This is a genomic window from Caulobacter sp. FG121 (assembly GCF_057809815.1).
In genome coordinates this window covers 14,112-36,770 of sequence record NZ_JBMDKR010000011.1, presented here as the reverse complement: position 1 = coordinate 36,770, position 22,659 = coordinate 14,112, and the positions used below count along the sequence as shown (strand labels likewise).

At 66.7% G+C, this 22,659-nt stretch carries 22 protein-coding genes, 1 tRNA gene and 1 pseudogene; 8 read left to right on the top strand and 16 right to left on the bottom strand.

Annotated elements, in window-relative coordinates; all coding sequences use genetic code 11:
* Positions 1 to 574 precede the first annotated feature (574 nt).
* From ACODSL_RS19175 to ACODSL_RS19160, 4 genes are all read right to left on the bottom strand, one after another.
* Positions 575 to 1,162, bottom strand: a complete 588-nt coding sequence (locus tag ACODSL_RS19175; protein WP_488902337.1) for a 2-hydroxychromene-2-carboxylate isomerase — start codon at positions 1,160 to 1,162, stop codon at positions 575 to 577.
* Complete coding sequence (locus ACODSL_RS19170; protein WP_488902336.1) at positions 1,162 to 1,887, bottom strand: SDR family oxidoreductase; 726 nt, start codon at positions 1,885 to 1,887, stop codon at positions 1,162 to 1,164. Before ACODSL_RS19170 ends, ACODSL_RS19175 begins: the two co-directional genes overlap by 1 nt.
* Before the next feature lie 34 nt (positions 1,888 to 1,921).
* Positions 1,922 to 3,436, bottom strand: coding sequence for a malonate--CoA ligase (locus tag ACODSL_RS19165; RefSeq protein ID WP_488902335.1), 1,515 nt, complete (start codon positions 3,434 to 3,436; stop codon positions 1,922 to 1,924).
* A 135-nt stretch (positions 3,437 to 3,571) separates the two neighbouring features.
* Positions 3,572 to 4,237: a Crp/Fnr family transcriptional regulator gene (locus tag ACODSL_RS19160; RefSeq protein ID WP_488902334.1), complete on the bottom strand. Its 666-nt coding sequence runs from the start codon at positions 4,235 to 4,237 to the stop codon at positions 3,572 to 3,574.
* Positions 4,238 to 4,313: 76 nt separating this feature from the next.
* Here ACODSL_RS19160 and ACODSL_RS19155 point away from each other — a divergent pair, with 76 nt between their 5' ends.
* Positions 4,314 to 5,156: a TauD/TfdA dioxygenase family protein gene (locus ACODSL_RS19155; protein WP_488902333.1), complete on the top strand. Its 843-nt coding sequence runs from the start codon at positions 4,314 to 4,316 to the stop codon at positions 5,154 to 5,156.
* A gap of 87 nt (positions 5,157 to 5,243) precedes the next feature.
* On the opposite strand, the gene ACODSL_RS19150 is transcribed toward ACODSL_RS19155, so the two are convergent.
* The 4 genes from ACODSL_RS19150 to clpX form a co-directional block, all read right to left on the bottom strand.
* Positions 5,244 to 5,822: a 3-keto-disaccharide hydrolase gene (locus ACODSL_RS19150; RefSeq protein WP_488902332.1), complete on the bottom strand. Its 579-nt coding sequence runs from the start codon at positions 5,820 to 5,822 to the stop codon at positions 5,244 to 5,246.
* A gap of 50 nt (positions 5,823 to 5,872) precedes the next feature.
* On the bottom strand, positions 5,873 to 6,178 hold the full coding sequence (locus tag ACODSL_RS19145) for a hypothetical protein (RefSeq protein WP_488902331.1): 306 nt from the start codon (positions 6,176 to 6,178) through the stop codon (positions 5,873 to 5,875).
* A 232-nt stretch (positions 6,179 to 6,410) separates the two neighbouring features.
* Positions 6,411 to 6,851 carry a hypothetical protein gene (locus tag ACODSL_RS19140; protein WP_488902330.1) on the bottom strand — a complete coding sequence of 147 codons (441 nt, stop codon included), beginning with the start codon at positions 6,849 to 6,851 and terminating at the stop codon, positions 6,411 to 6,413.
* Positions 6,852 to 6,974: 123 nt separating this feature from the next.
* Complete coding sequence (gene clpX / locus ACODSL_RS19135; RefSeq protein WP_488902329.1) at positions 6,975 to 8,237, bottom strand: ATP-dependent Clp protease ATP-binding subunit ClpX; 1,263 nt, start codon at positions 8,235 to 8,237, stop codon at positions 6,975 to 6,977.
* A gap of 354 nt (positions 8,238 to 8,591) precedes the next feature.
* Between clpX and ACODSL_RS19130 the strand changes: the two genes are divergently transcribed.
* Complete coding sequence (locus ACODSL_RS19130) at positions 8,592 to 9,260, top strand: HAD-IB family hydrolase (RefSeq protein ID WP_488902328.1); 669 nt, start codon at positions 8,592 to 8,594, stop codon at positions 9,258 to 9,260.
* 14 nt (positions 9,261 to 9,274) lie between these two features.
* Positions 9,275 to 9,526 (top strand): hypothetical protein, encoded by a 252-nt coding sequence (locus ACODSL_RS19125; RefSeq protein WP_488902327.1) that lies wholly within the window; start codon positions 9,275 to 9,277, stop codon positions 9,524 to 9,526.
* 57 nt (positions 9,527 to 9,583) lie between these two features.
* Here ACODSL_RS19125 and ACODSL_RS19120 read toward each other — a convergent pair whose 3' ends face one another.
* Positions 9,584 to 10,219, bottom strand: a complete 636-nt coding sequence (locus ACODSL_RS19120) for an ATP-dependent Clp protease proteolytic subunit (RefSeq protein ID WP_488902411.1) — start codon at positions 10,217 to 10,219, stop codon at positions 9,584 to 9,586.
* A 953-nt stretch (positions 10,220 to 11,172) separates the two neighbouring features.
* Between ACODSL_RS19120 and ACODSL_RS19115 the strand changes: the two are divergent.
* A pseudogene (locus ACODSL_RS19115) lies at positions 11,173 to 11,247 on the top strand (hypothetical protein); the annotation flags it as partial.
* A 156-nt stretch (positions 11,248 to 11,403) separates the two neighbouring features.
* On the opposite strand, the gene tig reads toward ACODSL_RS19115, so the two are convergent.
* The 3 genes from tig to ACODSL_RS19100 all read right to left on the bottom strand — a co-directional run bounded on the left by tig (position 11,404) and on the right by ACODSL_RS19100 (position 14,030).
* On the bottom strand, positions 11,404 to 12,756 hold the full coding sequence (gene tig, locus ACODSL_RS19110; protein WP_488902410.1) for a trigger factor: 1,353 nt from the start codon (positions 12,754 to 12,756) through the stop codon (positions 11,404 to 11,406).
* Between the two features lie 246 nt (positions 12,757 to 13,002).
* Positions 13,003 to 13,087 (bottom strand) — tRNA-Leu (locus ACODSL_RS19105).
* A gap of 16 nt (positions 13,088 to 13,103) precedes the next feature.
* Positions 13,104 to 14,030, bottom strand: a complete 927-nt coding sequence (locus tag ACODSL_RS19100; protein WP_488902326.1) for a LysR family transcriptional regulator — start codon at positions 14,028 to 14,030, stop codon at positions 13,104 to 13,106.
* A 131-nt stretch (positions 14,031 to 14,161) separates the two neighbouring features.
* Between ACODSL_RS19100 and ACODSL_RS19095 the strand changes: the two genes are divergently transcribed.
* Together ACODSL_RS19095 and ACODSL_RS19090 are read left to right on the top strand one after the other, a co-directional pair.
* A complete protein-coding gene (locus tag ACODSL_RS19095; protein WP_488902325.1) occupies positions 14,162 to 14,707 on the top strand; it encodes a hypothetical protein in 546 nt (181 codons plus the stop codon).
* Positions 14,704 to 16,092 (top strand): MFS transporter, encoded by a 1,389-nt coding sequence (locus ACODSL_RS19090; protein WP_488902324.1) that lies wholly within the window; start codon positions 14,704 to 14,706, stop codon positions 16,090 to 16,092. The genes ACODSL_RS19095 and ACODSL_RS19090 overlap by 4 nt, the downstream gene beginning before the upstream one ends.
* Here ACODSL_RS19090 and ACODSL_RS19085 read toward each other — a convergent pair.
* Positions 16,089 to 16,691, bottom strand: a complete 603-nt coding sequence (locus ACODSL_RS19085) for a hypothetical protein (protein ID WP_488902323.1) — start codon at positions 16,689 to 16,691, stop codon at positions 16,089 to 16,091. The genes ACODSL_RS19090 and ACODSL_RS19085 overlap by 4 nt on opposite strands.
* 187 nt (positions 16,692 to 16,878) lie before the next feature.
* Between ACODSL_RS19085 and ACODSL_RS19080 the strand changes: the two genes are divergently transcribed.
* On the top strand, positions 16,879 to 17,925 hold the full coding sequence (locus ACODSL_RS19080) for an amidohydrolase family protein (RefSeq protein WP_488902322.1): 1,047 nt from the start codon (positions 16,879 to 16,881) through the stop codon (positions 17,923 to 17,925).
* Between the two features lie 106 nt (positions 17,926 to 18,031).
* Positions 18,032 to 18,334: a PadR family transcriptional regulator gene (locus ACODSL_RS19075; RefSeq protein ID WP_488902321.1), complete on the top strand. Its 303-nt coding sequence runs from the start codon at positions 18,032 to 18,034 to the stop codon at positions 18,332 to 18,334.
* 565 nt (positions 18,335 to 18,899) lie between these two features.
* Here the strand turns inward: ACODSL_RS19075 and ACODSL_RS19070 are convergent.
* The 3 genes from ACODSL_RS19070 to ACODSL_RS19060 all read right to left on the bottom strand — a co-directional run bounded on the left by ACODSL_RS19070 (position 18,900) and on the right by ACODSL_RS19060 (position 22,620).
* Positions 18,900 to 20,318 carry an NAD(P)H-hydrate dehydratase gene (locus ACODSL_RS19070; RefSeq protein WP_488902409.1) on the bottom strand — a complete coding sequence of 473 codons (1,419 nt, stop codon included), beginning with the start codon at positions 20,316 to 20,318 and terminating at the stop codon, positions 18,900 to 18,902.
* A 46-nt stretch (positions 20,319 to 20,364) separates the two neighbouring features.
* Positions 20,365 to 20,931, bottom strand: coding sequence for a histidine phosphatase family protein (locus tag ACODSL_RS19065; RefSeq protein WP_488902320.1), 567 nt, complete (start codon positions 20,929 to 20,931; stop codon positions 20,365 to 20,367).
* 144 nt (positions 20,932 to 21,075) lie between these two features.
* Entirely contained in the window at positions 21,076 to 22,620 is a 1,545-nt protein-coding gene (locus ACODSL_RS19060; protein WP_488902319.1) for an acetyl-CoA acetyltransferase, read from the bottom strand.
* Between the last annotated feature and the right edge of the window lie 39 nt (positions 22,621 to 22,659).

Genomic DNA, 22,659 nt, shown 5'->3' with positions numbered 1-22,659 from the left:
GATACAGCTCGAGACCGACCACGATCATTTGGGTCAGCTGCTCAGGCCTGGCGACCGGCCTTCTGACGGCGCCCGGGTCGCGGTCACGTCCGCAACCGTCGGCCAACGAACGGATCGAGGGATTGAAGGGGATCGCGAGTCGCAGCACCTAACGATTGCGGGTTACCCTGCGAATTGTATCTTGGGGGTTTACGGCCAGCGAAGTGTTCGGCCGGTGGACGCTTATTCGGGGGGATAAGTGGTGTCAGGATTTCGATCGGGTCTGAAATGCATCGGGCGCGAACATGTTTGGCGGACCAGCCGGTCGAAGCCAGGGTTCAGGACGTGTAGCCGCTGCGGCATCAGGTCGGCGGCGCCTGTTTCGACGGTCGCCCCGCCACCTCCGCCGGCGGCGCCCCCCAAAGCAGACACAATACCAGGACAAGGGACGCCGAAGCGCTCGGAAGCCTTCCGGTTCCGGCGCTTCCTTGGCTGCCTGAACACCGGTCACGACTATACCAACAGTCATGCCAAACGCGGGTACATGACCTGCAAACGCTGCGGCTGGCGTCGGCGATACTAGGGTGAGGAGCGCTCAGGCGCTGAGCGCCTCTTCCACCCAGTCCAGCCGGTCCTGGCCGAAGAACATCTCGTCGTCGACAAAGAAGGTCGGTGCGCCAAAGGCGCCGCGGGCGATCGCGGCTTCGGTATTGGCCTTCAGGGCGTCCTTGGCCTGCTGCGTTTCGGCCACGGCCAGCAGAGCGACGGCGTCGAACCCTGCCTTGGTCAAGACCTCAGCCACCACGGCCGGATCGCCCATCTGCTTGCGGCCCCTCCACATGGCGTCGAAAAGCACGTCCACAACCCGGGGGAACGGGTCCTCGCCGACCAGCCCTGCCAACATCCGCATCATCGGCAGGGTGTTGATCGGGAAGTGCGGGTTCATATTGAGGCTGATGCCGTGGCGCTTCGCGAACCGCGCCATGTCCGCGCCCATGTAGACCCCCTTGGCCGGCACCATCACGGGCGACGAATTGCCCGTGGCCTTGAAGATGCCACCCAGCAGCACCGGCACATAGATTACCTCCGCGCCCGTGCGCTCGATCAGGCCGGGCATGCGCTTGTGGGCGAGGTAGGTGGTCGGACTGCCCACGTCGAACAGGAATTCCACGGTCTTGGTCATCAGAAGCTCTCCATCCAGGGCCGCAGGTCGAGTTCGTGGGTCCAGGCGTCGCGCGGCTGGCTGTGCAGCATCCAGTAGAGGTCGGCGATGTGGCCTGGGTTGAGGATGCCGTCCTGGTCCTTCAGCGCGTAGCGCTGCGGGAAGTTCTCCGCGATCCAGGCCGTGTCGATGGCCCCATCGATGATCGGGTGAGCAACATGGATGCCCTGCGGTCCCAGCTCGCGGGCCATCGACTGCGCCAGCGCGCGCAGCGCGAACTTGGCCCCTGCGAAGGCTGAGAAACCCTTGCCGCCACGCAGGGACGCCGTCGCCCCCGTGAACAGGATGGTCCCCCGGCCGCGCGGCAGCATGTGTTTCGCCGCTTCCCGGCCAGTGAGGAAGCCGGCGAAGGCGGCCATCTCCCAGACCTTGGTGTAGACGCGGGCGGTGGTCTCCACGATGGAGAAGTTCACATTCGCGCCGATGTTGAAGACAACCACTTCGAGCGGGCCGATCTCGGCTTCGACCTTCGCGAACAGCTCGACGATCCGGTCTTCCTTGCGGGCGTCGACGCCAAAGGGATGGACCTCGCCGCCCTCGGCGGTGATCTGCTCGGTCAAGGCCGTCAGGTTCTCCGCGTCGCGGCGGACGATGACCGTGGCGAAGCCTTCCCGGGCGAACCGTCGGGCTATCGCCCCGCCGGTGGCGTCCCCCGCGCCGATGACCAGCGCGACCTTTTTGGACATGTCAGCTCCTCCGCATTACGTTGCGAATAGAAACTCACTTGCCGTCCTTGTAAAGCGCTGCATGCTGGGTCCGCAGGAGAGCCTTCTGCACCTTGCCCATCGCGTTGCGCGGCAGGTCGTCAACGAACAGGACCCGTTTGGGCTGCTTGAACCGGGCCAGCCGGTCCTTCAGCGCAGCGATGACGGCCGCCTCGCTGAACGCGCCCTTCCCGCCGGTAGCAACCACGGCCGTGACACCCTCGCCCAGGTCCGGATGCGGCAGGCCGATGACGGCGCTTTCGACCACACCCGGCAGGGCGTCGAGCTCTTCCTCGACCTCCTTGGGATAGACGTTGAATCCCCCGGAAATGATCAGATCCTTGCCCCGCCCCACGATGTGGACGTAGCCGGCGTCGTCGATCTTCCCCAGGTCCCCGGTGATGAAGAAGCCGTCCGGGCGGAACTCAGCGGCGGTCTTCTCGGGCATGTTCCAGTAGCCGGCGAAGACGTTGGGGCCCTTCACCTCGATCATGCCGATCTCGCCGGGTGGCAGGATCGCGCCGGTCTCGGGATCGGCGATGCGCAGAGCGACGTCCGGCAGCGGCGGGCCGACTGTCCCGGCTACCCGGTCGCCGTCGTAGGGGTTGGAGGTGTTCATCCCCGTCTCGGTCATGCCGTAGCGCTCGAGGATCGCCGTGCCCGTCCGCTGGCGCCACTGATCGTGGACCTCGGCCAGAAGCGGCGCCGAGCCGCTGATGAACAGTCGCGTGCCGGTGACGGCGTCGCGGGTCAGGCCGGGCTGTGCCAGCAGCCGGGTGTAGAAGGTCGGCACGCCCATCAGACTGGTAGCGCGTGGCAGCAGCGACAGGACCTCGGCGGCGTCGAACTTCGGCCGGAAGATCATCGAGGCCCCGGCCATCAGGGTCACATTGGTCGCCACGAACAGCCCGTGCACATGATAGATCGGCAGGGCGTGGATCAGTCGGTCATCAGCCGTGAACCGCCACAGCTTCACCAGCGTCGCGGCGTTGCTGGCCAGGTTGCCATGGGTCAGCATGGCGCCCTTGGACCGTCCCGTGGTGCCCGACGTGTAGCAGATGGCCGCCAGGTCGCTCGCCTCACGCGGCTCGGTCGGGAAAGTGGTCGGCCGGGTGGCGGCGATGTCGGCGAGACTGCCCTCCCCGTTTGCGTCGAGCGTCACGACCCGGGCGTCGAGCGTATCGATGAGGCCGCCGACGTCCTCCTCAACCAAAGGGTCGCAGACTACCAGCGAGGGCCCGGCGTCGCTGATGAAGTAGTCCAGCTCGTTCAGCGTGTAGGCCGTGTTCAACGGCAGGAAGACGGCGCCCGCGCGCACGACGGCCAGATAGAGATAGAGGTTCTCCGGGCTCTTCTCGATCTGCACCGCCACCCGGTCGCCGGGTTTGACGCCGAGTGCGCGCAAGGCGTGGGCGTAACGGGCGGTATGGGCCTGCAGGTCGGCGTAGCTGTCGACCGTGCCCGAGAGACGTTCGAGGAAGGGGGCGTCGGGTGCGCCGCTGGCCGTCAGGGTGTCGAAGAGGTTGGTCATGGGTCTCTGCGGGGTTCGAGACGCTCGCCTGATGGCTCGCTCCTCACCCTGACGAGCTTTAGTGCAAGCCACCCCCGTTCGTCATCCTGAGGAGCAGCGAAGCGGCGTCTCGAAGGACGCACACTGCGAATGCCGTCAGCCCACCAGCATCCGCTCCAGTTTTCCCACATCCAGCACCCGGATCACGCCATACCCGCGCCCAACCAACCCCGCGCCCTCAAGCTCACCCAGCCAGCCGTTCACCGCCTTGCGGGTCACGCCGATCATCTCTGCGAGGTCGGCCTGGGCGATGGCGATCTCGCCCCCGGAGGCGGCGGCAAGCTGCACAAGTCGGGCGACCAGCCGTTCGCGCGGCTTGAGGGCGATCAGTTCGGCGACGGCCTGCACATTCGCGCGCAGCTGGCCGTAGACCAACGCGCCAAGCGCCTCCCAGAGGCCTGGATGACCCGCCGCAACGCGCCGCAGGGCGCCGTCGGACAGGGTGAAAACCAGCGACGGCGAGGCGGTGATCGCGGTGACGATACGGGGACCGCCGCCAAAGGCCGCGCTCTGGCCTATCACCGTGCCGGCCGGAAGCAGCCCGATGAGCGCCTCGCGCCCGCCTGGCGCCTGGCCGTAGAGCCTGAGGCCACCCTCGACGACGGCCAGAACGCCCGTTTCTTCATCGCCCTCGCCATGCATCCATTCGCCGGTCTGGCGGCGCGACAGTCGGCCCTCGCGCAACAGGGCCTCGCGACGGTCAAGCGGCTGGCGAGCGAACCAGGGAATGGCCGCCACGCGATCGAGGGGATCGTTGCTCATGCCGCACTGTAACTTCAGTGACATTCAATATGCCAGACCTGTGGCCCACTCTCGCCAACGAACAGGGAGCCCCGCCATGATCACGACCGCCCTTCGCATCGAGCGCCTGCCCGGCTGCGGCGCCCAGGTCAGGGATGTCGACCTCGCCCAGCTGACGCCGGCCGAAGTCGACACGCTTCGTCAGGCGCTGTTCGACCACGGCGTGCTGATCTTTCGCGGCCAGAGTCTGACGCCGGAGCAGCATATCGCCCTTGCCGAGAGCCTCGCGCCGATCGATGTGAACCGCTTCTTCCCGGCCGCACCGGGCTACCCGATGATCGCCAAGGTCGAGAAGACCGCCGAGCAGACTACCAACATCGGCGGCGGCTGGCATACCGACCACAGCTACGACATCGAACCGGCCATGGGCTCGGTGCTGGTCGCCCGCGAGCTGCCCCCCGGCGGGGGCGACACCCTGTTCGCGGATATGTACGCGGCCTTCGATACGCTCGACGCGGAGACGAAGGCGCAAATCGCCGGCCTGCGCGCCGTGCACGGGTCCGACCATGTGTTCGGCGAGAAGGGCGTCTACGCGACGACCGACCAGCCGGAACTGGCCAAGGGCGGCGTTGAAACGCCTGAAACCACCCATCCCGTGGTGATCAGACACCCTGGCAGCGGCAAGCCGGTGCTCTACGTGAATCCCAGCTTCACCCTGCGCTTCGAAGGCATGACCCGCGAAGAAAGCATGCCGCTGCTGATGAAGCTCTATGCCCACGCCATGAACATGGATCGCGTCCATACCCTGGTCTGGGAGCCCGGCACGGTGGCGATCTGGGACAACCGGGCGACCTGGCATTTCGCGAAGAACGACTACCACGGCCACTACCGGCTGATGCACCGCATCACCCTGGCCGGCTGCGCACTGGAAGCAGCGTAGGACCCGGGGACATGTGCCGCAGGTACGTGTCCCCCAATCGAGCGGCGCGGGTTTAGGGGACACGTACCTTCGGTACATGTCCCCGGATCAGGCGATCCGAACCTCGACCTTGCGGAATCTCACCACCCCCGCCCCGTACTGCAGGGCGATCGGCCCTTCGGGGTGGGCGGTGTCGCGGACGGCGTCGACGGTCGTCTGGCCATTGAACACCACGGAGAGCCGGTCCCCGCGCGCGCTGATCTCCATCAGGTTCCAGCGCCCGCCGGCCTTCGGCATGGGTGAGACCTTCGCGATGTTGACGATCGCTCCGGTGCCGTAGGTCGGGTCGGGCCTCTGGTCGAAGACGTTGACCTCATAGGCGGTCGCCGGCGTGATCTGCGTTCGGTCGGCGCAGCGGATGAAGATCCCCGAGTTGGCGTCGGCGCTGACCCAGATGGCCGCCCGCAGGTCGAAGTCGCGAAAGCTGTCGCGCGAGACCAGAAAGCTCATTGCGCCCCTGTCGGCTGACAGGACTGCGTCGTCGACCGACCAGTTCGCATCGCCCACCGGCGTCCAGCCGTCGAGATCGCGGCCGTTGAACAGCGGCCGGAAGCGAGGCTTTGCGATAGCCGGCGTTGCCACGGCGGCGGCGGCCAGACCCAGAACGAAGGTTCGGCGATTGCTCATGATCCCCCCGAAGATGGCGCGACCGCGCAACTAGGGGGCAGGACCGTCACTCAGGCAATGGGCAGTCGGTCAAACAGGCCGACGGCGCCCTGCGCCCAGACCAGCAAAAGGACCACGAGGATCGCGACTCCCGCGCCGACCCGCCAGAGCGGCTTGCGCAACAGCCGGACGGCCAGCTCGAACGCGCCGCAGGCGACGGCCAGCATGAGCCCGAACGCCGCGAAGTCGAAGCCGGTCCAGGTCACCTCGCGGGTGAACTGCATGGCCAGGAGGGGCAGCAGGAACAGCATCGCCGCCCCACCCCAAAGGGCGATCCGCCAGCGTTTCGCGCCGTGTCGAGTTCTGCCGTCCGTCATTCTCGCTGCCCCGTTTTCATTGCGGCCCCATCGTGGCGGGCGCCCGTCATAGGCCGATGAGCAGGGTGTGCTGCTTCCGTGCAGGACGTCATCAGACGCTCAGCCAGCGGAAGCTGCGGCGAAGAAACGCCAGCCCGTCCGCCTCGACCGGCGGCGCACGGGTCATGAGCCGGTCCTGAAGCGAGTCTCGACGCGCGGGCCCAAATTGTTGAGGCGCTATCTGTGCGAGGTGTCATTCTGTCGAGGCGGCAGTTCCTCGTCCGAGCGCGGCTCGCGCCTCATCCACGATCTCCTCGACCAGATGCTCGGTATTTGTTTCGACATAGGCATCCATTCGCCAACGCGCCTGCATGAAGCGGCGGCCGGCTTCACTTTCGAGAAAGCCGACAATCGACGCCAGTTCTTCGTCGTCGAACTCACCGTCTACATGGGATTCGTACTCCGCCTGCCAAACCGGTCGATGTTTCTCATAAGCCGCCATCACGGCGTCGATCGGGCCCGCAAAGAGCTCGCGAAAGGTAATCTGACCGCTCCGAAGATCGGACACCGGACCACCCGGCATGCCGAGACGGTGAAGGAAGCTTCCGGAGTCGATCTTCTCCTGCGTGCCGTTCAGGACCAGGAAGTGCCGGATGAGCGCTTGCTTCGAAGCGCTTGGCGTCTTGTCGGCCATTTCGGACGTGTCCTCCCACCCCCAAGATGGACGTTCAGGCGGCGAGAAGGAACCACGTAACCGCAAATGAAAAAGGGCGCGGATCACTCCGCGCCCCTTCCCAAATCAGTCCGGCAGAAAGCGTCAGGCGCTGGCGCCGCCCGCCTTCTTTTCGGCGTAGATGACCAGCGGCTGGGCGCGGCCTTCGACGACCTCGGCGTTGACCACCACTTCCTCGACGCCCTCGTAGCTGGGCAGTTCGAACATGGTCTCCAGCAGGATGCCTTCCATGATCGAGCGCAGGCCGCGCGCGCCGGTGCGGCGCAGGATGGCCTTGCGGGCGACCGCGTTGAGCGCGTCGTCGGTGAACTTCAGGCCGACGTTCTCCATCTCGAACAGACGGGCGTACTGCTTGATCAGGGCGTTCTTCGGCTCGGTGAGGATCTTGACCAGGGCTTCCTCGTCGAGGTCCTCCAGGGTCGCGATAACCGGCAGACGGCCGATGAATTCCGGGATCAGGCCGAAGCGGAGCATGTCTTCCGGTTCGACCTGGCGCAGGATCTCGCCCGTGCGGCGCTCGTCCGGATCAGCGACCTTGGCGCCGAAGCCGATCGAGGTGCCCTGGCCGCGGCCGGAGATGATCTTCTCCAGGCCGGCGAAGGCGCCGCCGACGATGAACAGGATGTTGGTCGTGTCGACCTGCAGGAACTCCTGCTGGGGATGCTTGCGCCCGCCCTGCGGCGGCACGGAGGCGACGGTGCCTTCCATGATCTTGAGCAGCGCCTGCTGGACGCCCTCGCCCGACACGTCGCGGGTGATCGAGGGGTTGTCCGACTTGCGGCTGATCTTGTCGATTTCGTCGATGTAGACGATGCCGCGCTGGGCCCGTTCGACGTTGTAGTCGGCGGCCTGGAGCAGCTTGAGGACGATATTTTCGACGTCTTCACCGACATAACCAGCTTCGGTCAGGGTCGTGGCGTCGGCCATCGTGAACGGAACGTCGATGATTCGGGCCAGGGTCTGGGCCAGCAGCGTCTTGCCCGAGCCCGTCGGGCCAACGAGCATGATGTTGGATTTCGACAGTTCGACGTCGTTGTTCTTCTGCGCGTGGTTCAACCGCTTGTAGTGGTTGTGCACCGCGACGGAGAGTACTTTCTTGGCGTGGCTCTGCCCGATGACGTAATCGTCGAGCACTTCCCTGATTTCCTTCGGGGTCGGAACGCCGTCCTTGGACTTCACGAAGGCGATCTTGTGTTCTTCGCGAATGATATCCATGCAGAGCTCGACGCATTCATCACAGATGAACACGGTCGGTCCGGCGATCAGCTTGCGCACCTCATGCTGGCTCTTTCCGCAGAAAGAACAGTACAGGGTGCTCTTCGAGTCGCCGCTGGCGGCCTTTGTCATTGCTCTTCTCACGCTCTGGCGGCCCCGGACCACGTCCGAATTCGCCCACCCCTGTGCGGCTCATCCCGCAATCGAACATGCAGGATACGCGCCGGGGGTTTTCCAATCCTTGACAATCCCCGATCCGGCGTTCCGGGACAAGCGTCCAGACGCCACAGACAGGGCGAAAGAGGCTCCGGACACGGCACGGTGATTGCGTCGCTCTCGGACGAACAGATGGGAATTGACCCGCTGTGGCACAAGCGAGGCCGGCGCTCGCATCGGTAGACCTCCTCTCGGGGCGCGTCACATCGGTGTCATATGTCCCGGAATCGTGATCGATACGGCCCTCAAGAAGGCCGGGGCTGGGAAAGTATGGGACGCAGATCACTCCTGGCGCAGGGACTTTCGTCCTCGCGGCCGGTCATGGCCGACCCGCTGGACGAACCTGCGCTGGTCGCCTTCGACTTCGACGGCACCCTGACGGTCGAGGACAGCTTCACCGCTTTCCTGAAATGGCGCGCCGGCCCCCTGCGCTGGGCCTGGGGCTGCTTCAGGCTGATGCCCGCAGGGATCGCCTATCTGATCCACAGCAACCGAGGCCGCATGAAGTCGGCCGCCATCCGCGAGTTTCTCAAGGGCGTGAAGCGCGAGACCCTCGAGGCCGAGGCGCGGACCTTCGCCGAGATCGCCGCCCCTCGCCTGTTCCGGCCTGACGCGATCATGGCCTGGCGGCGCTGGCGGGCCGGCGGCGCGAAGACCATCATCGTCAGCGCCTCGCCGGACCTGATCATCGCGCCGTTCGCCCGGGGGCTGGGCTGCGACAAGCTGATCGCCAGCGCCTTCGCCTTCGACAAGGACGACCGCGTGCTGGGCATGCTGGCCGGGCCCAACTGCCGTGGCCCCGAAAAGGTTCGCCGCCTGAAGGAAGTCTACGGCGAGGATGTGCGCCTGGCCGCGGCCTATGGCGACACTTCCGGCGACCGCGAGATGCTGCGCATCGCCGACGAGAAGGGCTATCGGGTGTTCAAGGGGCGGCCCTAGGGGACCCAAACCGCATGAAGCACGCCGGTGCGGCCGCCCTCGATCAGCTGGAACCGCTGCTTGCGGCCATTCGCCTGTTGCCGGGCCTCACGGAAAAGGGACGCGGCGTGTTTTATCGCAGGGGCAGGGCTTTCCTGCATTTCCATGAAGACGCTGCGGGTCTGTTCGCCGATGTCCGGCTGACGGGGGCCGAGTTTGAGCGGTTCCGGGTGGAGACCGGAAATGAGCGATCCGCGTTTCTCGCACGGGTGAGCGCGACGATCTGACGATGAAAAAAGGGCCCGGTGTGAACCGGGCCCTTTTCAATTCAAATTCCGAAGCGCCTAGGCGCCGGCCGCCGCCGCTTCAGCGCTCTCGCGGGTTTCGTAGACGTGGTCGACGATACCCCAGGCCTTGGCGTCTTCGGCGCTCATGAAGTGGTCGCGGTCGAGGGTCGTTTCGACTTCCTCATAGGTCCGGCCGGTGTGTTTCACATAGATTTCGTTCAGCCGCTTCTTGGTCGCCAGGATGTCCTCGGCGTGGCGCATGATGTCGGAGGCCTGGCCGCGGAAGCCGCCTGAGGGCTGGTGGACCATGATGCGGGCATTCGGCAGCGCGACGCGCTGGCCCGCGGCGCCGGCGCAGAGCAGCAGGCTGCCCATCGAGGCGGCCATGCCCATGCAGACCGTCGAAACCGGGCTCTTGATGTACTGCATGGTGTCGTAGATCGCGAGACCGCTGGTCACCACGCCGCCCGGCGAGTTGATGTACATGCTGATCTCTTTCTTGGGGTTCTCCGACTCCAGGAACAGCAGCTGCGAGCAGATCAGCGCGCTCATGCCATCTTCGACCGGCCCGGTCAGGAAGATGATCCGCTCCTTCAACAGGCGCGAGAAAATGTCGAACGCCCGCTCGCCGCGGCTGGTCTGCTCGACCACCATGGGCACGAGATTCATGGCGGTCTGGATCGGATCCGACATCGCCGACTGGAAGTAGTTGCTCATAGTGCCCTTCTCCAACTGGATCGGTCTGTCGCGAATCATGCCGCGCCATCCCCGCCCCCTCGGATATCGGGCGGAGGTTAAGGGGATGCAAGTGCGGCCAGCCGAACGGACGCAATTGCGCCGGTTACTTGTCCTCGGCGTCCTTCGCCGGAGCGGCGCCGAGACGCGCGGCCATGTCCCGGACGATCTGCCCTTCCTGCCGGCTGCCCTTGATGACGTTCGGATTGACGTTGTAGAGCGCCTGCAGATAGGCGACGTCCCAGCTGGTCAGTCCGATCGGCGGGGCCGCGCCCTTGTCGCGCGCGGCGAACAGGTTGAGCACCGACGGAACGTCGGTCGGATCGGTATCGGGATCGATCTGCGCGAGGCCGACCATGGCGATGTAGTCGGACAGCGCGCTGAACCGGATCACGCCGACGCGCGAGACGTCGATCATGACGAACACATGGTCGAAATTGTCGCGGGTGGTGCCACGCACACGGCCCATCGAGCGGACCAGAACCTGGGAGCCGCGGGTGTAGGTCCGGCCGTCAGCCATCGTTACATGCGTGACGTGCCACCAGCGCACCGGGCGAGGTGTCTCGACAAGGTCGGTCAGCGCCGCGCGACCGCGGGTGATGCCGTCTTCCCACCTGCCGAAGGCCGTGGGGTTCTTGTCGACGAGCATCTTGATCATCGTCTGGGAGTCGTCGGTGGCGACGATGATCAGGTTGGGCTTGCAGCCTGGATCGCCGATCTGCAGACCGACCGTCGTCGCGATCAGCGCGATCCGGTCGATCATCTGTTGGCCGTAAGGGTCCTTGAGGCCGATGACGCCCGGACAGATCTTGCGATCCCAGCGGGCGAGGCGGCGGTTGGCGCTCTGCGCCGACACGTCGGCGACGAACGCCGACACCGTGTCCACCGGCGGCGCGATCGGACGCGCCGTGATGACCAGGCCTTCCAGCTGGGTCGGCGGCGCGGGCGAAGCGGCCGGCGCGGCCGCGGCCTTCGCCGCGGGGTTCCCCTCGGGCGTCACGCCTGATCCGCCCGGAGCGGCGGCGGCGGGCTGGCCCGTCACAAGGAGAAGGGCAAGAGCCGAAAGCCCGACGATCAACCTCGACATGCCCTACTCCACGCTCAGCTTTCGACCGGGCCGTGCGGCCAGGCCGCCGGGTATCCTAGTAGCCGTCAGGCAGGTCGTCGTCGGCCTCGATCTCCTTTTTGGAGACCTTCTTGTCGGTGATGGTCGCCTTGCCGAAGATCAGCTCGACAACCTTGTCCTCATAGAGCGGCGCGCGCAGCTGGGCCTGGGCCTGGGGGTTCGAGCGGAAGAACTCGAAGACCTGCTGGGCCTGCTGACCATACTGCATGGCTTCACGCTGCATGGCCTGGGTCAGCTCCTGGTCAGTGACCTGGACGTTGTTGACGCGGCCGATCTCGGCCAGCACCAGACCAAGGCGCACCCGGCGCTCGGCGATCTTGCGATACTCGGTGCGCAGGTCGTCGTCGCTCTTGCCGGCATCTTCCGGCGGCAGGTTGCCCGCGGCCTTGTCACCCTCGACCTGTTGCCAGATCCCGGCGAACTCGGCGTCCACCATGCGCGGCGGCAGCGGGAAATCGTGACCCTTGTCCAGCTCGTCCAGCAGGGCGCGCTTCAGCTTGAAGCGCGACTGGTTGGCATAGCCCTGCTCGAGGTTCTTCGTGACGGTGTCGCGCAGCGTGGCCAGGTCCGACAGGCCGAGGCGCTGGGCCAGGGCGTCGTCCGCGTCCGCCTCGACCGGCGCGCGGACTTCGTGGACCTTCACGGCGAATTCGGCGGCCTTGCCGGCCAGATCGGCCGATTGGTACTGCTCGGGGAAGGTCACCTTGACGGTGACGTCATCGCCCGGCTTGGCGCCGACCAGTTGGGCTTCAAAGCCCGGAATGAACTGATTGGAGCCGAGGGTCAGCTCGAAGCCTTCGCCCTTGCCGCCGTCGAACGGAACGCCGTCGACGCTGCCGAGGAAGTCGATCAGCACCTGGTCGCCGTCCTTGGCCTTCAGGGACTTGCCGGTGCGCGGCGCGAACGTGCCGGCCTGCTTGGCCAGCTCGGCCAGGGCCTCATCCACTTCCTTGTCGGTCGGCGTGTAGATCGGGCGCTTCAGCTTCAGCGTCGAGGTGTCGATCGGCTCGAAATCCGGCATCAGCTCGACGGCGAGTTCGTAGGTCAGATCGGCCGAGCCCTTGAGCACCGCCTCCATGTCGGAACCGGGCACGAGGTCGGGCTGCGAGGCCGGACGTATCTTGTTGTCCTCGAGGACCTTCTGGGTCGTCTCGTTGAGTGCGTCCTGAATGACTTCCTGCATCAGCTGCTTGCCGTGCATGCGACGGACGTGGGCCGCGGGCACCTTGCCCTTGCGGAAACCCTTCACGTTCATCTGCGGAGCCAGTTCGGTGATCCGGGCGTCCAGACGCGCGGCGAGCTCGCCGGCGGGAACAGTGACGCCGTAAACACGGCTCAGGCCTTCAACAGACTTTTCAACGATTTGCATCGACATTCTCAAGAGTCTCGGACGAGCGGCCATGGCCGTTGTCATCCGCCAGGTATGGAAATGGGATCGCCGCCCGGATCAGGGGCGGCGCAAAGCGGGGGCCCTTATGTCATGCGGGCCTTTTCCGGCCAAGCCCCGTTTGGAACGCCGGCGGACGGCCCTTCCCCGCCAGGACTTCGAAGGGCGGGCGTTCGCCCGGGATGCGGCTCCGGGCGGCTCGCCACCCAAAGCCCGCAAGGCGAAGGGTGGTGCGGATGAGAGGACTCGAACCTCCACGCCTTGCGGCGCTGGAACCTAAATCCAGTGCGTCTACCAGTTCCGCCACATCCGCAGGTTCTGGGGGTCCCTTAAGGGATCGGGCGTTGCGCCGCTAGGGGGTCGCGACGCGGCGAGCAGGCCTCCCGGACGCAGGATCGCAGCCATCTGTGAGCGGGGTCCGCGTCCAGACGGGGGTGCCACAGCATGGCGACCGTGAACGCCGTGGTCGGCATGGGGAGGGAAACCGTGACCATCCCCTGGCGCAGACTCCCGGTGTGGCGATCCGGGACCGTCGCGACCAGATTGGAGGCGCGGGCCAGCGCCAGGGCGGCGGAGAAGCCGCTGACGAGGGTCGTGACCCGGCGTTTCAAGTCCGCGGGCAGGAACGGCCGATCGACCGCATCGACCTCAAGGCCGCTCCGCGAGACCGCGACATGCTCGGCATCAGCGTACCACGACCGGGGGAACCCGCCCTGATCGAGAGGATGCCCCTCCCGGACGACGCCGACCAGCCGGTCACGAAACAGGGCCAGGGTCCGCACCTCAGGTCCAAGCGACTCCTCGACCACCCCGGTTTCGAGGTCGATGCGGCCATCGCGCAGGGGCCCGCTGTCCTTGTCGGTCTTCTGAAGGAAGTTGAGGCGGACCGCCGGGGCGTCGGCGCGGACCCTTGCGATCAGGTCGGCCCCGAAATTCTCGACGAAACCGTCGCTGGTACGCAGGGTAAAGGTTCGCGCCAGGGACAACAGATCCAGGGTCTCGTCCGGGCGCAGGACGACTTCCGCCGCCTCGACGAGCTGCCGAACATGATCCCGCAACGCCTGGGCGCGGGGCGTCGGAGCGAGGCCGCGTCCTGCCCGGACGAGGAGCGGGTCGCCGGTCGTTTCGCGAAGGCGCGTCAGGGCGCGGCTCATGGCCGACGGGCTCAGACGCAGCCGCCGGGCGGCGCCCACGACGCTCCCTTCGGCCAGCAGCGCATCGAGCGTGATCAGCAGGTTGAGGTCCGGCGAGGCCATGCACGCAGCATAGCACGCTCTTGCCCCAATACAGAGCGTCAGATGCAGCATTGATGTGCAAATGCTGCGCGTTCCGCCGCTTATGGCGCCCCGCTAGCCTCAGGGAAGGATCACCAGACGGAGGCCAGGCAATGGCGAACACCGCACTCGAAACCTTCATAAATAACGTCAGGGCTGACTGGGGCCCGCTGACCAGCGAACTCGTCGCCGACTGTCGCGGCCACCTTGAGCGCCTCGTCCAGGCCCGTCCGGCGGAGGCCTGGCTCAGCGCCCTGCACCGGGACCGGCCCGTCAACGAGGAGCTCTATCGCGACCCCGACCACGGATTCGTCCTGCAGGCCCACACCGAACAGGCGGGCCTCTACCGCCCACCCCACGACCACGGTCGCGGCTGGGTGATCTACGCCCTTCAGGACGGCGAGATCGAGATGGGCACCTACACCCGGATCGAGGATCCGGCGGGCGAGGTTCGGCTGGTGAAACGGGACAGCACGCGGGTCCGCGCCGGCCAGGCGCAGGTTTATCTGCCCGGCGATATTCACGACACCCAGTGCCTGACGCGTTTGGCCCTGCTGTTTCGCTTCACCGAGCGGGACCTGCGGGTCGAGGACCGGCAGGAAGGCCGGGTCACGCGCTATCACGAGCGGAACGGCGTGTGGACCACGGGGGCGGAATGACCCGCGCTCCCGTCACGGGACAGGGCGTCGACAGCGGCCTGCCCCAACCGCAACGCGCCCTGGCCATCGTCGCCGTTCTGGCGGCCATGAGCCTGGTGGTGCTGGACGCGGGCATGGCCAACGTCGCCCTGCCGACGATGGCACGGACCCTGGCCGTTACGCCGGCGCGGGCCGTGCTGGTGATCACCGCCTACCAGACCGCGCTGGTGATGGCGCTTCTGCCCTGCGCCGCGCTCGGCGAGCGGTTCGGCAACCGCAGGGTCTTCCAGTTCGGCGTGGCCATTTTTCTGCTGGGGTCCCTTCTCTGCGCCCTGTCGCCCGCACTCCCTCTTCTTGTCGGCGCCCGTTTCGTTCAGGGCCTCGGCGGCGCGGCGGTGATGGCGCTCGGCGTGGCCTTGCTGCGGTTTGCGGTGGCGCGAGACAGACTGGGCGCCGCGGTCGGCTGGAACGCGCTGACGGTAGCCCTCGCCTCCGCTACCGCGCCGACGCTCGGTGCGCTGATCATCGCACGCCTCGATTGGCCGTGGCTGTTTCTCGTCAACCTGCCGATCGGCGCGGTCGTGCTGCTGTCGGCGCGGTCTCTTCCGCCAGTCCCCGGACGGCCCAAGAGGCTCGATCTTTTCAGCATGGCGCTAAACGGCGCCAGCTTCGCCTTGCTGGTGGTCGGCATCGAGGCCCTGACGACCGCGCCTCCGAGAGCCCTGGCGCTGCTCGGGCTGGCGGTCGTCGCATTCATCCTGCTCGTACGCCGCGAGGCTCCGAAAGCCGCGCCGCTGGTCCCGCTGGACCTGCTAAGGAGTCCGTCCTTCCGGCTGTCCGCGATCGCCTCGGTCTTCTGTTTCACCGGTCAAGCGGCGGGTATGGTCGCCCTGCCGTTCTACCTGCAGCATGGCCTCGGCCAGTCTACGCTGACGGCCGGACTATACATGTCGGCCTGGCCGCTCGGCGTCGCGGCGATGGCGAGCCTCGCCGGACGCCTTTCCGATCGTGTCCCGAGCGCCTGGCTTTGCGCCATCGGCGCGGGCTGCCTGGCCAGCGGACTGGCCGCCATGGCCGCCTGGCCACTGCGGGGCGATCCACGCCCGCTCATTCTGCTTTCGGCGATCTGCGGCCTGGGCTTCGGGCTGTTCCAGACGCCGAACAACCGGAACCTGTTCCTCTCCGCGCCGCCGGAGCGCAGCGGCGCGGCCGGCGGTCTGCAGGGCACGGCCCGCCTGACTGGACAGACGGCAGGCGCGGTGCTGATGACCTTGCTGTTCACCGTCGCCCCGCTCGCAGTCGCACCCCGCGCCGGGTTGGCGCTGGGCGCGGCGATGGCGCTCGCGTCGGGCCTGGTGAGCCTGGCCAGGGGGTCTGGAAGCGCGCTCGCCCCACGCGGCGCCTAGTCCGCCGTCGTGTCGTCCAGATTTCGCAGCCGTTCGCGCGCCTGTTTCAGCTCCTCGGCGTAGTGCTCGCCGTCGCCGTACTCGGCGAAATGGACATAGCGGGCGTGCGCCCCGAGAACGCGTCGGGCGTGCTTGATCGGGCACCAGTACTGTTCAGTGCGGGCGGCGACCTCGCGGACATAGGCGGCGACGCCGTTGGCATAGGAGCAGTAACCGCAGTTTAGCCTCTCGATCAGGTTCAGATAGGCGAGCCCTGAGCGGTCGAAGACGACGTAGCGGCCGCGTTTTACCTTTGGGATGCCGTAGATCGGAAAACAGATGGCTTGGTAGGCGGAGACCCAGAGATCCATGATCGCGAACGGGATGATCAGCGAATAGATCACCGGGGCGCTCAGTACGACCAGTGGACTGGCTCCCGCCAGGTACTTGCCCAACCCCTTGCGCAACGCCTCGTGGCGGCGCTTCACCTCTTCCTCGAAACGGGCTCTGCCGTGTTCCAGGCCATAGTTGAGCCCGGCCCGCGCCTTGGCGAACTCCACCTCGAGTTCCTGCTCCAGCGCCTGGATCTTCTCCAGGATGTCGTCGACCTGCTGCGTCAAGGGACCTGTCCGCGCAACGCTCCGTCCCCCCGGGGCGCGGTCTCGTGCGGCGCCAGCCTGCACGACGCGGTCCCGGCCCGCTTTGATGCAGTCGAGATTGCCCCGCGCGAGCCGGCATTTGCGCTTGTCGTCGCCGCCGGCGCTGGCGACGATGTCGGCAACGCGAAAAACGGGTCGAGGAAACGGAATGAGCCAGTCAGACACCGCGCCGGAGGCAATCCTCGAGCCCGACCTGCCGATCGTCGATCCGCATCATCACCTGTGGGACCGACCGTCCCTGCAGCCGCCCCGTCCGGACGGCCACCCCTTCGAGGATGTGGTGCGCCTGACGCCCAGGTATCTGCTCGACGAGCTGCGGGCCGACGCCGGGAGCGGCCATAACGTCACGGCCACGGTCTACGTCCAGTGCGGGGCCTTCTATCGGGCGGACGCCGCGCCGGGCGTGGCTCCGGTCGGCGAGGTCGAGTTCGTCAACGGCGTCGCGGCGATGAGCGCCAGCGGGATCTATGGACCCTTGCGTGCCTGTGACGGCATCGTCGGCCATGCCGACCTGCTGCTCGGCGACGGCGCGGCGGCGGTGCTGGAGGCCGAGATCGCCGCCGGCGGCGGGCGGTTCAAGGGCATCCGGCACGTCAACGCCTCCGATCCGGACCCTCGCGTGCTTGGCCCGATGAGCCACACGCCGGGCGGTCTTCTGGGCGATGCAGCCTTCCGCGCGGGGTTCTCCCGGCTCGCGCCGCTGGGCCTGTCGTTCGATGCCTGGATGCTCGAGCCCCAGCTGCCGGAGCTGATCGACCTGGCCCGCGCGTTCCCCGACACCGCGATCATTCTCGACCACGTGGGCACGCCGCTCGGCATCGGCGCCTACGCCGGCAAGCGGGACGATCGCTACGACGTCTGGTTGGCCAACATCCGCGAACTGGCGAAATCGACGGAGATCAGCGTCAAGCTGGGCGGTCTCGGAATGCCCTTCCCCGGCTTCCCGGGCCTCGACGGCGTGAACCGCCCCTCATCCGGGAGGCTGGCGGACCTCTGGCGCCCCTACATCGAGCCCTGCATCGAGGCTTTCGGCGCGGAACGCTGCATGTTCGAGAGCAACTTCCCCGTCGACCGCTGGGGCTGCGACTACGCCACTCTGTGGAACGCCTTCAAGCGCATCGCCGCCGGGGCCTCGGATGCGGAGAAGGCGGCGCTGTTCTCGGGCGCGGCGAAGCGGGTCTACCGGCTGGCGTGACCCGCTCCGCCCTAGTGACGTCGACACGTTCGTCAAAACAGGAGGCCAGTGAACGCATCGCCGACCATCCTTGACTTTCTACATAGCCCTATGTAGAGATTCTTCCATGAGCCGCGCGCCACAAATGACTCCGCACACCCTACGGGTGATCAGCACCATCATTGGTGGCAAGGAATTGGCCGGTGCCGAGATTGCGAAGTCCACCGGCCTCGCGACAGGAACACTTTATCCTATTTTGCTCCGACTGGAGCGGGCTGGCTGCTTGTCGAGCCGTTGGGAAGAAGGTGACCCGAAGGCACTCGGCAGGCCCCGTCGAAGATTTTATTCCGTCACAGCCGAAGGTGCACGCAGTGCACACTTGGCCGCCCGATCACTACAAGTCACGATTGGAGGTCTTTCGTGGGCTTGAAAGCAATCGGCCTTGCCATATTCGCAAGCTTCGTCGCTGCCATCATGAAACAAGAAGCAGAAGCGTGGCTCCCATGGCTCGCGGAACGTTGCCGGCGCCTAGCCGTGAGTTACTTTAAGGGCGAGTTGCGAGAACGGTACGACGAAGAGTGGGGAGCCCATATTCGAGAAGTTCCCGGCGGCATTGGCAAATTGGTCTGCGCATTAGGATTCATATTTGCAGCCCAAACCATCCGATTGGGCACAATACTTAGAGCTTTCCGGATCTTGATCCTAGCCGCCGAAACAATGACGATTTATCGCGTGAGCTCCGCGTTACTTCAGGGAGCCGCCGATACACTAGAGAGTGAACAACCATTGCGCCGCGGGGCTTGCAAGCTACAGCTAAAGTGCGGGTCGGCCCTTTCTAAAATTGGACTAAATAACACGCATAAAATATTGGAGATGGCCAAGAATCTAGAGGTACCCGGTAACGTGACCGCCAACCTTGAAAGAGAAGTTGGCGCGGCTGATGGCGCGCATGATTTCCTAGACTCACTGATCAGACGGCTGTCGTAATAACGGGCCTATTTTAAGTCGTAGAGCTCGGCCAGCACGGCCGGGGCGAGGCCCGGCAGGTCCTCGGCGATCAGGCCGGGACCGAAGCGGCGCGCGCAGGCGGCGTGTATCCACGCCCCCGCGCAGGCGGCCTCGAAACTGTCCATGCCCTGGGCGATCAGCCCGCCGATGAAGCCGGCCAGCACGTCGCCCGAACCGGCCGTGGCCAGCCAGGGCGCATCGTCGAGACAGACCGCCGTCCGGTCGTCCGGCGTGGCGATGACCGTATCCGGCCCCTTGAGCAGGACGATCGCCCCTGCCCGTTTCGCCGCCTCCTGCACGGCGGCGATGCGGTGCGGGCTGGAGGCCAGCAGCCCGGGAAACAGACGCTCGAACTCGCCGACATGCGGCGTCAGGACGTCGTCGCGATCGAGCGCGCTGAACAGGTCCGATGGCTTGTCCCTGAAGACGGTAAGCGCATCGGCGTCGACCACCAGCGCGGCGCCGGTCCGGGCCAGGGCGAACAGGTGAGCGCGCGTGGCGGGTGTGAGCCCGGCGGCCGGACCGATGACCACGACGTCAGCCCGACCCGCCGCCTCGGCCAGCGTCTGGTCATTGTCGAACAGGCCCAGCATCACCGCCTCCAAGTGCGCGGCATGGACCAGAGCGGCGGCGGGCGGAGAGAGCACCGTGACCAGCCCGGCGCCGATGCGTAGGCCGCCTCGGGCGGCCAGCCGCGCGGCGCCGGTGTGAAACTGGTCGCCGCTGACCACGGCCAGCGCCCCGCGCGCATGCTTGTGCGAAGCGGCCGTCGGCCACGGAAACCGGTCCATCCAGAGGGCGGGCCGATTCTCGACAACGCCGGACGCCGTCGGGCCAAGACCAATGTCCGCCACCACAAGTGCGCCGCAGGCCGACCGGCCGGGCTCCAGCGCATGACCGACCTTGCGCCGGTGGAAGGTTACGGTCAGATCGGCTCGGAAGGCCGTCTCGCCGACGACCTTGCCCGTGTCGCCGCTGATTCCGCTGGGCACGTCGATGGCGACGACCGGGACCTTTGACTGATGCGAGGCTCGCGCCTGGCTGAGCGCGGAGCCCTCCAGCGGGCGACTGAGGCCGGCCCCGAACAGGGCGTCGATGATCAGGTCGGCGGGCCGCTCCGTGGCTGAAAGAGGCAGGGTTTCACCGCGCCAGCGGGCGGCCACGGCGCGGGCGTCGGCCGTCGTCGGAGGCGCCAGGGCCTCGACCCAGACCGGCCAGCCGCGTCGCTTGAGCACGCGCGCGACCATGTAGCCGTCGCCGCCGTTGTTGCCGGGCCCGCACAGCACCACCGTGCGGCAGGGGCGATAGCGGTCGCGGATAGCCTCGGCCACCGCCCGGCCTGCACGCTCCATCAGTTTCACGCCGGAGGTTCCATCGGCGAGCGCGGCCTGATCGGCCCGCGTCATCGCCTCGACCGTGAGAATTTCCGGCGCCGAACCCAAGACCTGCCCTCTAGAGAACCTGGGTTGAAGCTTCGCGCCCCTTGGCGATCAGGATCAAGCGGTCATCGACGGCGTCGAACACCTGGATGGAGCAGTGGTCGGGCCGGAAACCCATGACCTGGTCATCGTTCAGGGCTGTCGAGACCGCCGCGTTGATCGCGACATAGTGACTGAACACGGCCGCGCCGGGATAGCCGGCGACCGCCTCCGCCACGCCGCGACGCCAGACGTCATAGTCGAGGTCGCCCTCGATCTCCTGCCAGCGACCGCCGAACGCCGCGCGCAGCCAGGCGCCGCGGTCGTCGTGGCTGACGGCCTTCGGCGTCGGGATCTCGCCGACCATGGGATCGATGACGAGGTCGACGCCGAGCGCTTCGGCGAACGGCATGGCGGTCTCGCGGCAACGGCGCAGGGGCGAGCTGATCACCCGGGTCGGCCGATCCGCTTCCGGCAACGCCAGCAGCGCCTCGGCCGCCGCCCGCGCCTGGGCCTGGCCCGTCTCGTCGAGGCCCGGATCGTCGTCGTGATCGCCCCAGGTGGCCGAGGGCTTGCCGTGGCGGATCATGTAGGTGCGCATTTCAACCCAACTCCGTCATGGCCCGGCTTGTCCGGGCCATCCAAGAACACCGCAGGATGCCGCCTTTGCGGCCAGTCGTCCCGCCTCGCCGCGCATGGGTGGCCCGGACAAGCCGGGCCATGACGGCAAAGGGGCAGGCTGAACCTAGTCCGGAACGAACAGGTTCCGCTTGCCGTCCGGATGCTTGCCGACCACGCCTGTCCGTCCCACGCCTTCGCGGGCCTCCAGATCCTTCAGGGTCGCCTCGTCCTCCGGGGTCACGGCGATGAAGCGGCGGTCGTGGCTGTCGCGGCCAAACACGATGCCCATGTGATAGCCGTCGCGGGTGTGGACCACGGTATAGGCCTCGATGGTCGCCGGGCCCTCCGGATGCTCGACGATCGTCGGGTGCGGCAGGGCGTCGATCTGGCGCTGGATGACGGCCGGATCTTCCCGCTCCCACACACCTTCCACCGGCGTCGTCGAGTAGATGCCGGTCGACTGCTTGGTCAGATACCAGCCGTTGGCCGTGCACAGGCCCCAGCTGCCGGGATGGTCGCGCAGCTTGCCGATCATCGTGGCGATCGAGTGCATGGCGTAGTTGTTGCCCGGCCCGCCCATGTAGGGCAGGCCGCCGGTGACCGTCAGGCCGCGGGGGTCATCGAGGGACAGGCCCAGCTCTTCCGCCCCGACCTCGACCGCGATCGGAAAGCAGGAATAGAGGTCGATGTAGTCCAGGTCGTCCGGGCCGATGCGGGCCATCTCGAACGCCCGCTTGCCGGTCAGCCGCATGGCCGGGCTGGAATGGAAGTCCTGCCGGTCAGACGGGTACCAGAGGTCGGACGCGTCAGCGCAGCCGTGCAGATAGACCCATTTGCTCTCGGGCACACCGAGCTCGCGCGCCTTGCGGACGCTGGCGATGATCACGCCGGCGGACTGGTCCACCTCCATGATGGCGTTGAGGTACTTCGGGTACGGAAAGCTGATCATCCGGTTCTGATCGGTGACGGTGATCAGCTCTGCTTCGCTGTGCTCGGTCGGGAACCAGGCGTAGGGATTGGTGGCGGCGACCTGGCTGAACGGCGCGAACAGCTTGCCCAGACGCTTCTGGTGATCCTCGATCGAGCGGCCGTCCCGGGCCCGCAGAGCATTCTCGAACATCGGATAGACGTTGATCGGCCGGTTCAGCCCGTGAGCGTTTTCCTGCGGCGTGGTGCCGGGGCGCGGATCGCCCATCCGCTTCGGCTCGCCCTCGATGGCATAGGGATCTTCCCAACCGGCGAAGCCCTTGCCGCCCTTGAGCCGCTTCATCAGCGATCCGAGGAACTCTGCGCCGAGCGCGATGGTCAGCTCATTCTCACCCCGCGCGATGCGCTCGCAGAGCGTGTTGATCACCTGCTGGGGGCTGTTGCCGCCCATGTGGGTGTAAATTTCAAAGGTCGGGTCCGCCCCGACCGACCGGGCGAAGCTGGCCGGCGGGTTCTTCAGGCGCGGGAACGGCAGCTGGGCGAACCCGCCCGGCGCATCGATGGTGAAGCCGACCACCGCCACGCCATCTAGCCCGGCGAGTGCGCCGTCCGGCAGCCCTGCGTCTGTGGCGGCGCGATCCGCCACGATCTTGAGCAGGTCGAGCGGCGCGGGCGATGTATCCGCCGGTCCCCGGTACGTGAATTGACCCACTCCGATGATCACCGGTGTGTCGTCGCGCATCGTTCGGCTCCCTTGAGCGTGGTTTTAAGTCTCGGTAGC

Coding starts and splice junctions, on each gene's coding strand:
- ACODSL_RS19175 (WP_488902337.1), bottom strand. CDS start 1,162: ATGACCAAGACCGTGGAATTCCTGTTCGACGTGGGCAGTCCGACCACC.
- ACODSL_RS19170 (WP_488902336.1), bottom strand. CDS start 1,887: ATGTCCAAAAAGGTCGCGCTGGTCATCGGCGCGGGGGACGCCACCGGC.
- ACODSL_RS19165 (WP_488902335.1), bottom strand. CDS start 3,436: ATGACCAACCTCTTCGACACCCTGACGGCCAGCGGCGCACCCGACGCC.
- ACODSL_RS19160 (WP_488902334.1), bottom strand. CDS start 4,237: ATGAGCAACGATCCCCTCGATCGCGTGGCGGCCATTCCCTGGTTCGCT.
- ACODSL_RS19155 (WP_488902333.1), top strand. CDS start 4,314: ATGATCACGACCGCCCTTCGCATCGAGCGCCTGCCCGGCTGCGGCGCC.
- ACODSL_RS19150 (WP_488902332.1), bottom strand. CDS start 5,822: ATGAGCAATCGCCGAACCTTCGTTCTGGGTCTGGCCGCCGCCGCCGTG.
- ACODSL_RS19145 (WP_488902331.1), bottom strand. CDS start 6,178: ATGACGGACGGCAGAACTCGACACGGCGCGAAACGCTGGCGGATCGCC.
- ACODSL_RS19140 (WP_488902330.1), bottom strand. CDS start 6,851: ATGGCCGACAAGACGCCAAGCGCTTCGAAGCAAGCGCTCATCCGGCAC.
- clpX (WP_488902329.1), bottom strand. CDS start 8,237: ATGACAAAGGCCGCCAGCGGCGACTCGAAGAGCACCCTGTACTGTTCT.
- ACODSL_RS19130 (WP_488902328.1), top strand. CDS start 8,592: ATGGGACGCAGATCACTCCTGGCGCAGGGACTTTCGTCCTCGCGGCCG.
- ACODSL_RS19125 (WP_488902327.1), top strand. CDS start 9,275: ATGAAGCACGCCGGTGCGGCCGCCCTCGATCAGCTGGAACCGCTGCTT.
- ACODSL_RS19120 (WP_488902411.1), bottom strand. CDS start 10,219: ATGTCGGATCCGATCCAGACCGCCATGAATCTCGTGCCCATGGTGGTC.
- tig (WP_488902410.1), bottom strand. CDS start 12,756: ATGCAAATCGTTGAAAAGTCTGTTGAAGGCCTGAGCCGTGTTTACGGC.
- ACODSL_RS19100 (WP_488902326.1), bottom strand. CDS start 14,030: ATGGCCTCGCCGGACCTCAACCTGCTGATCACGCTCGATGCGCTGCTG.
- ACODSL_RS19095 (WP_488902325.1), top strand. CDS start 14,162: ATGGCGAACACCGCACTCGAAACCTTCATAAATAACGTCAGGGCTGAC.
- ACODSL_RS19090 (WP_488902324.1), top strand. CDS start 14,704: ATGACCCGCGCTCCCGTCACGGGACAGGGCGTCGACAGCGGCCTGCCC.
- ACODSL_RS19080 (WP_488902322.1), top strand. CDS start 16,879: ATGAGCCAGTCAGACACCGCGCCGGAGGCAATCCTCGAGCCCGACCTG.
- ACODSL_RS19075 (WP_488902321.1), top strand. CDS start 18,032: ATGAGCCGCGCGCCACAAATGACTCCGCACACCCTACGGGTGATCAGC.
- ACODSL_RS19070 (WP_488902409.1), bottom strand. CDS start 20,318: ATGACGCGGGCCGATCAGGCCGCGCTCGCCGATGGAACCTCCGGCGTG.
- ACODSL_RS19065 (WP_488902320.1), bottom strand. CDS start 20,931: ATGCGCACCTACATGATCCGCCACGGCAAGCCCTCGGCCACCTGGGGC.
- ACODSL_RS19060 (WP_488902319.1), bottom strand. CDS start 22,620: ATGCGCGACGACACACCGGTGATCATCGGAGTGGGTCAATTCACGTAC.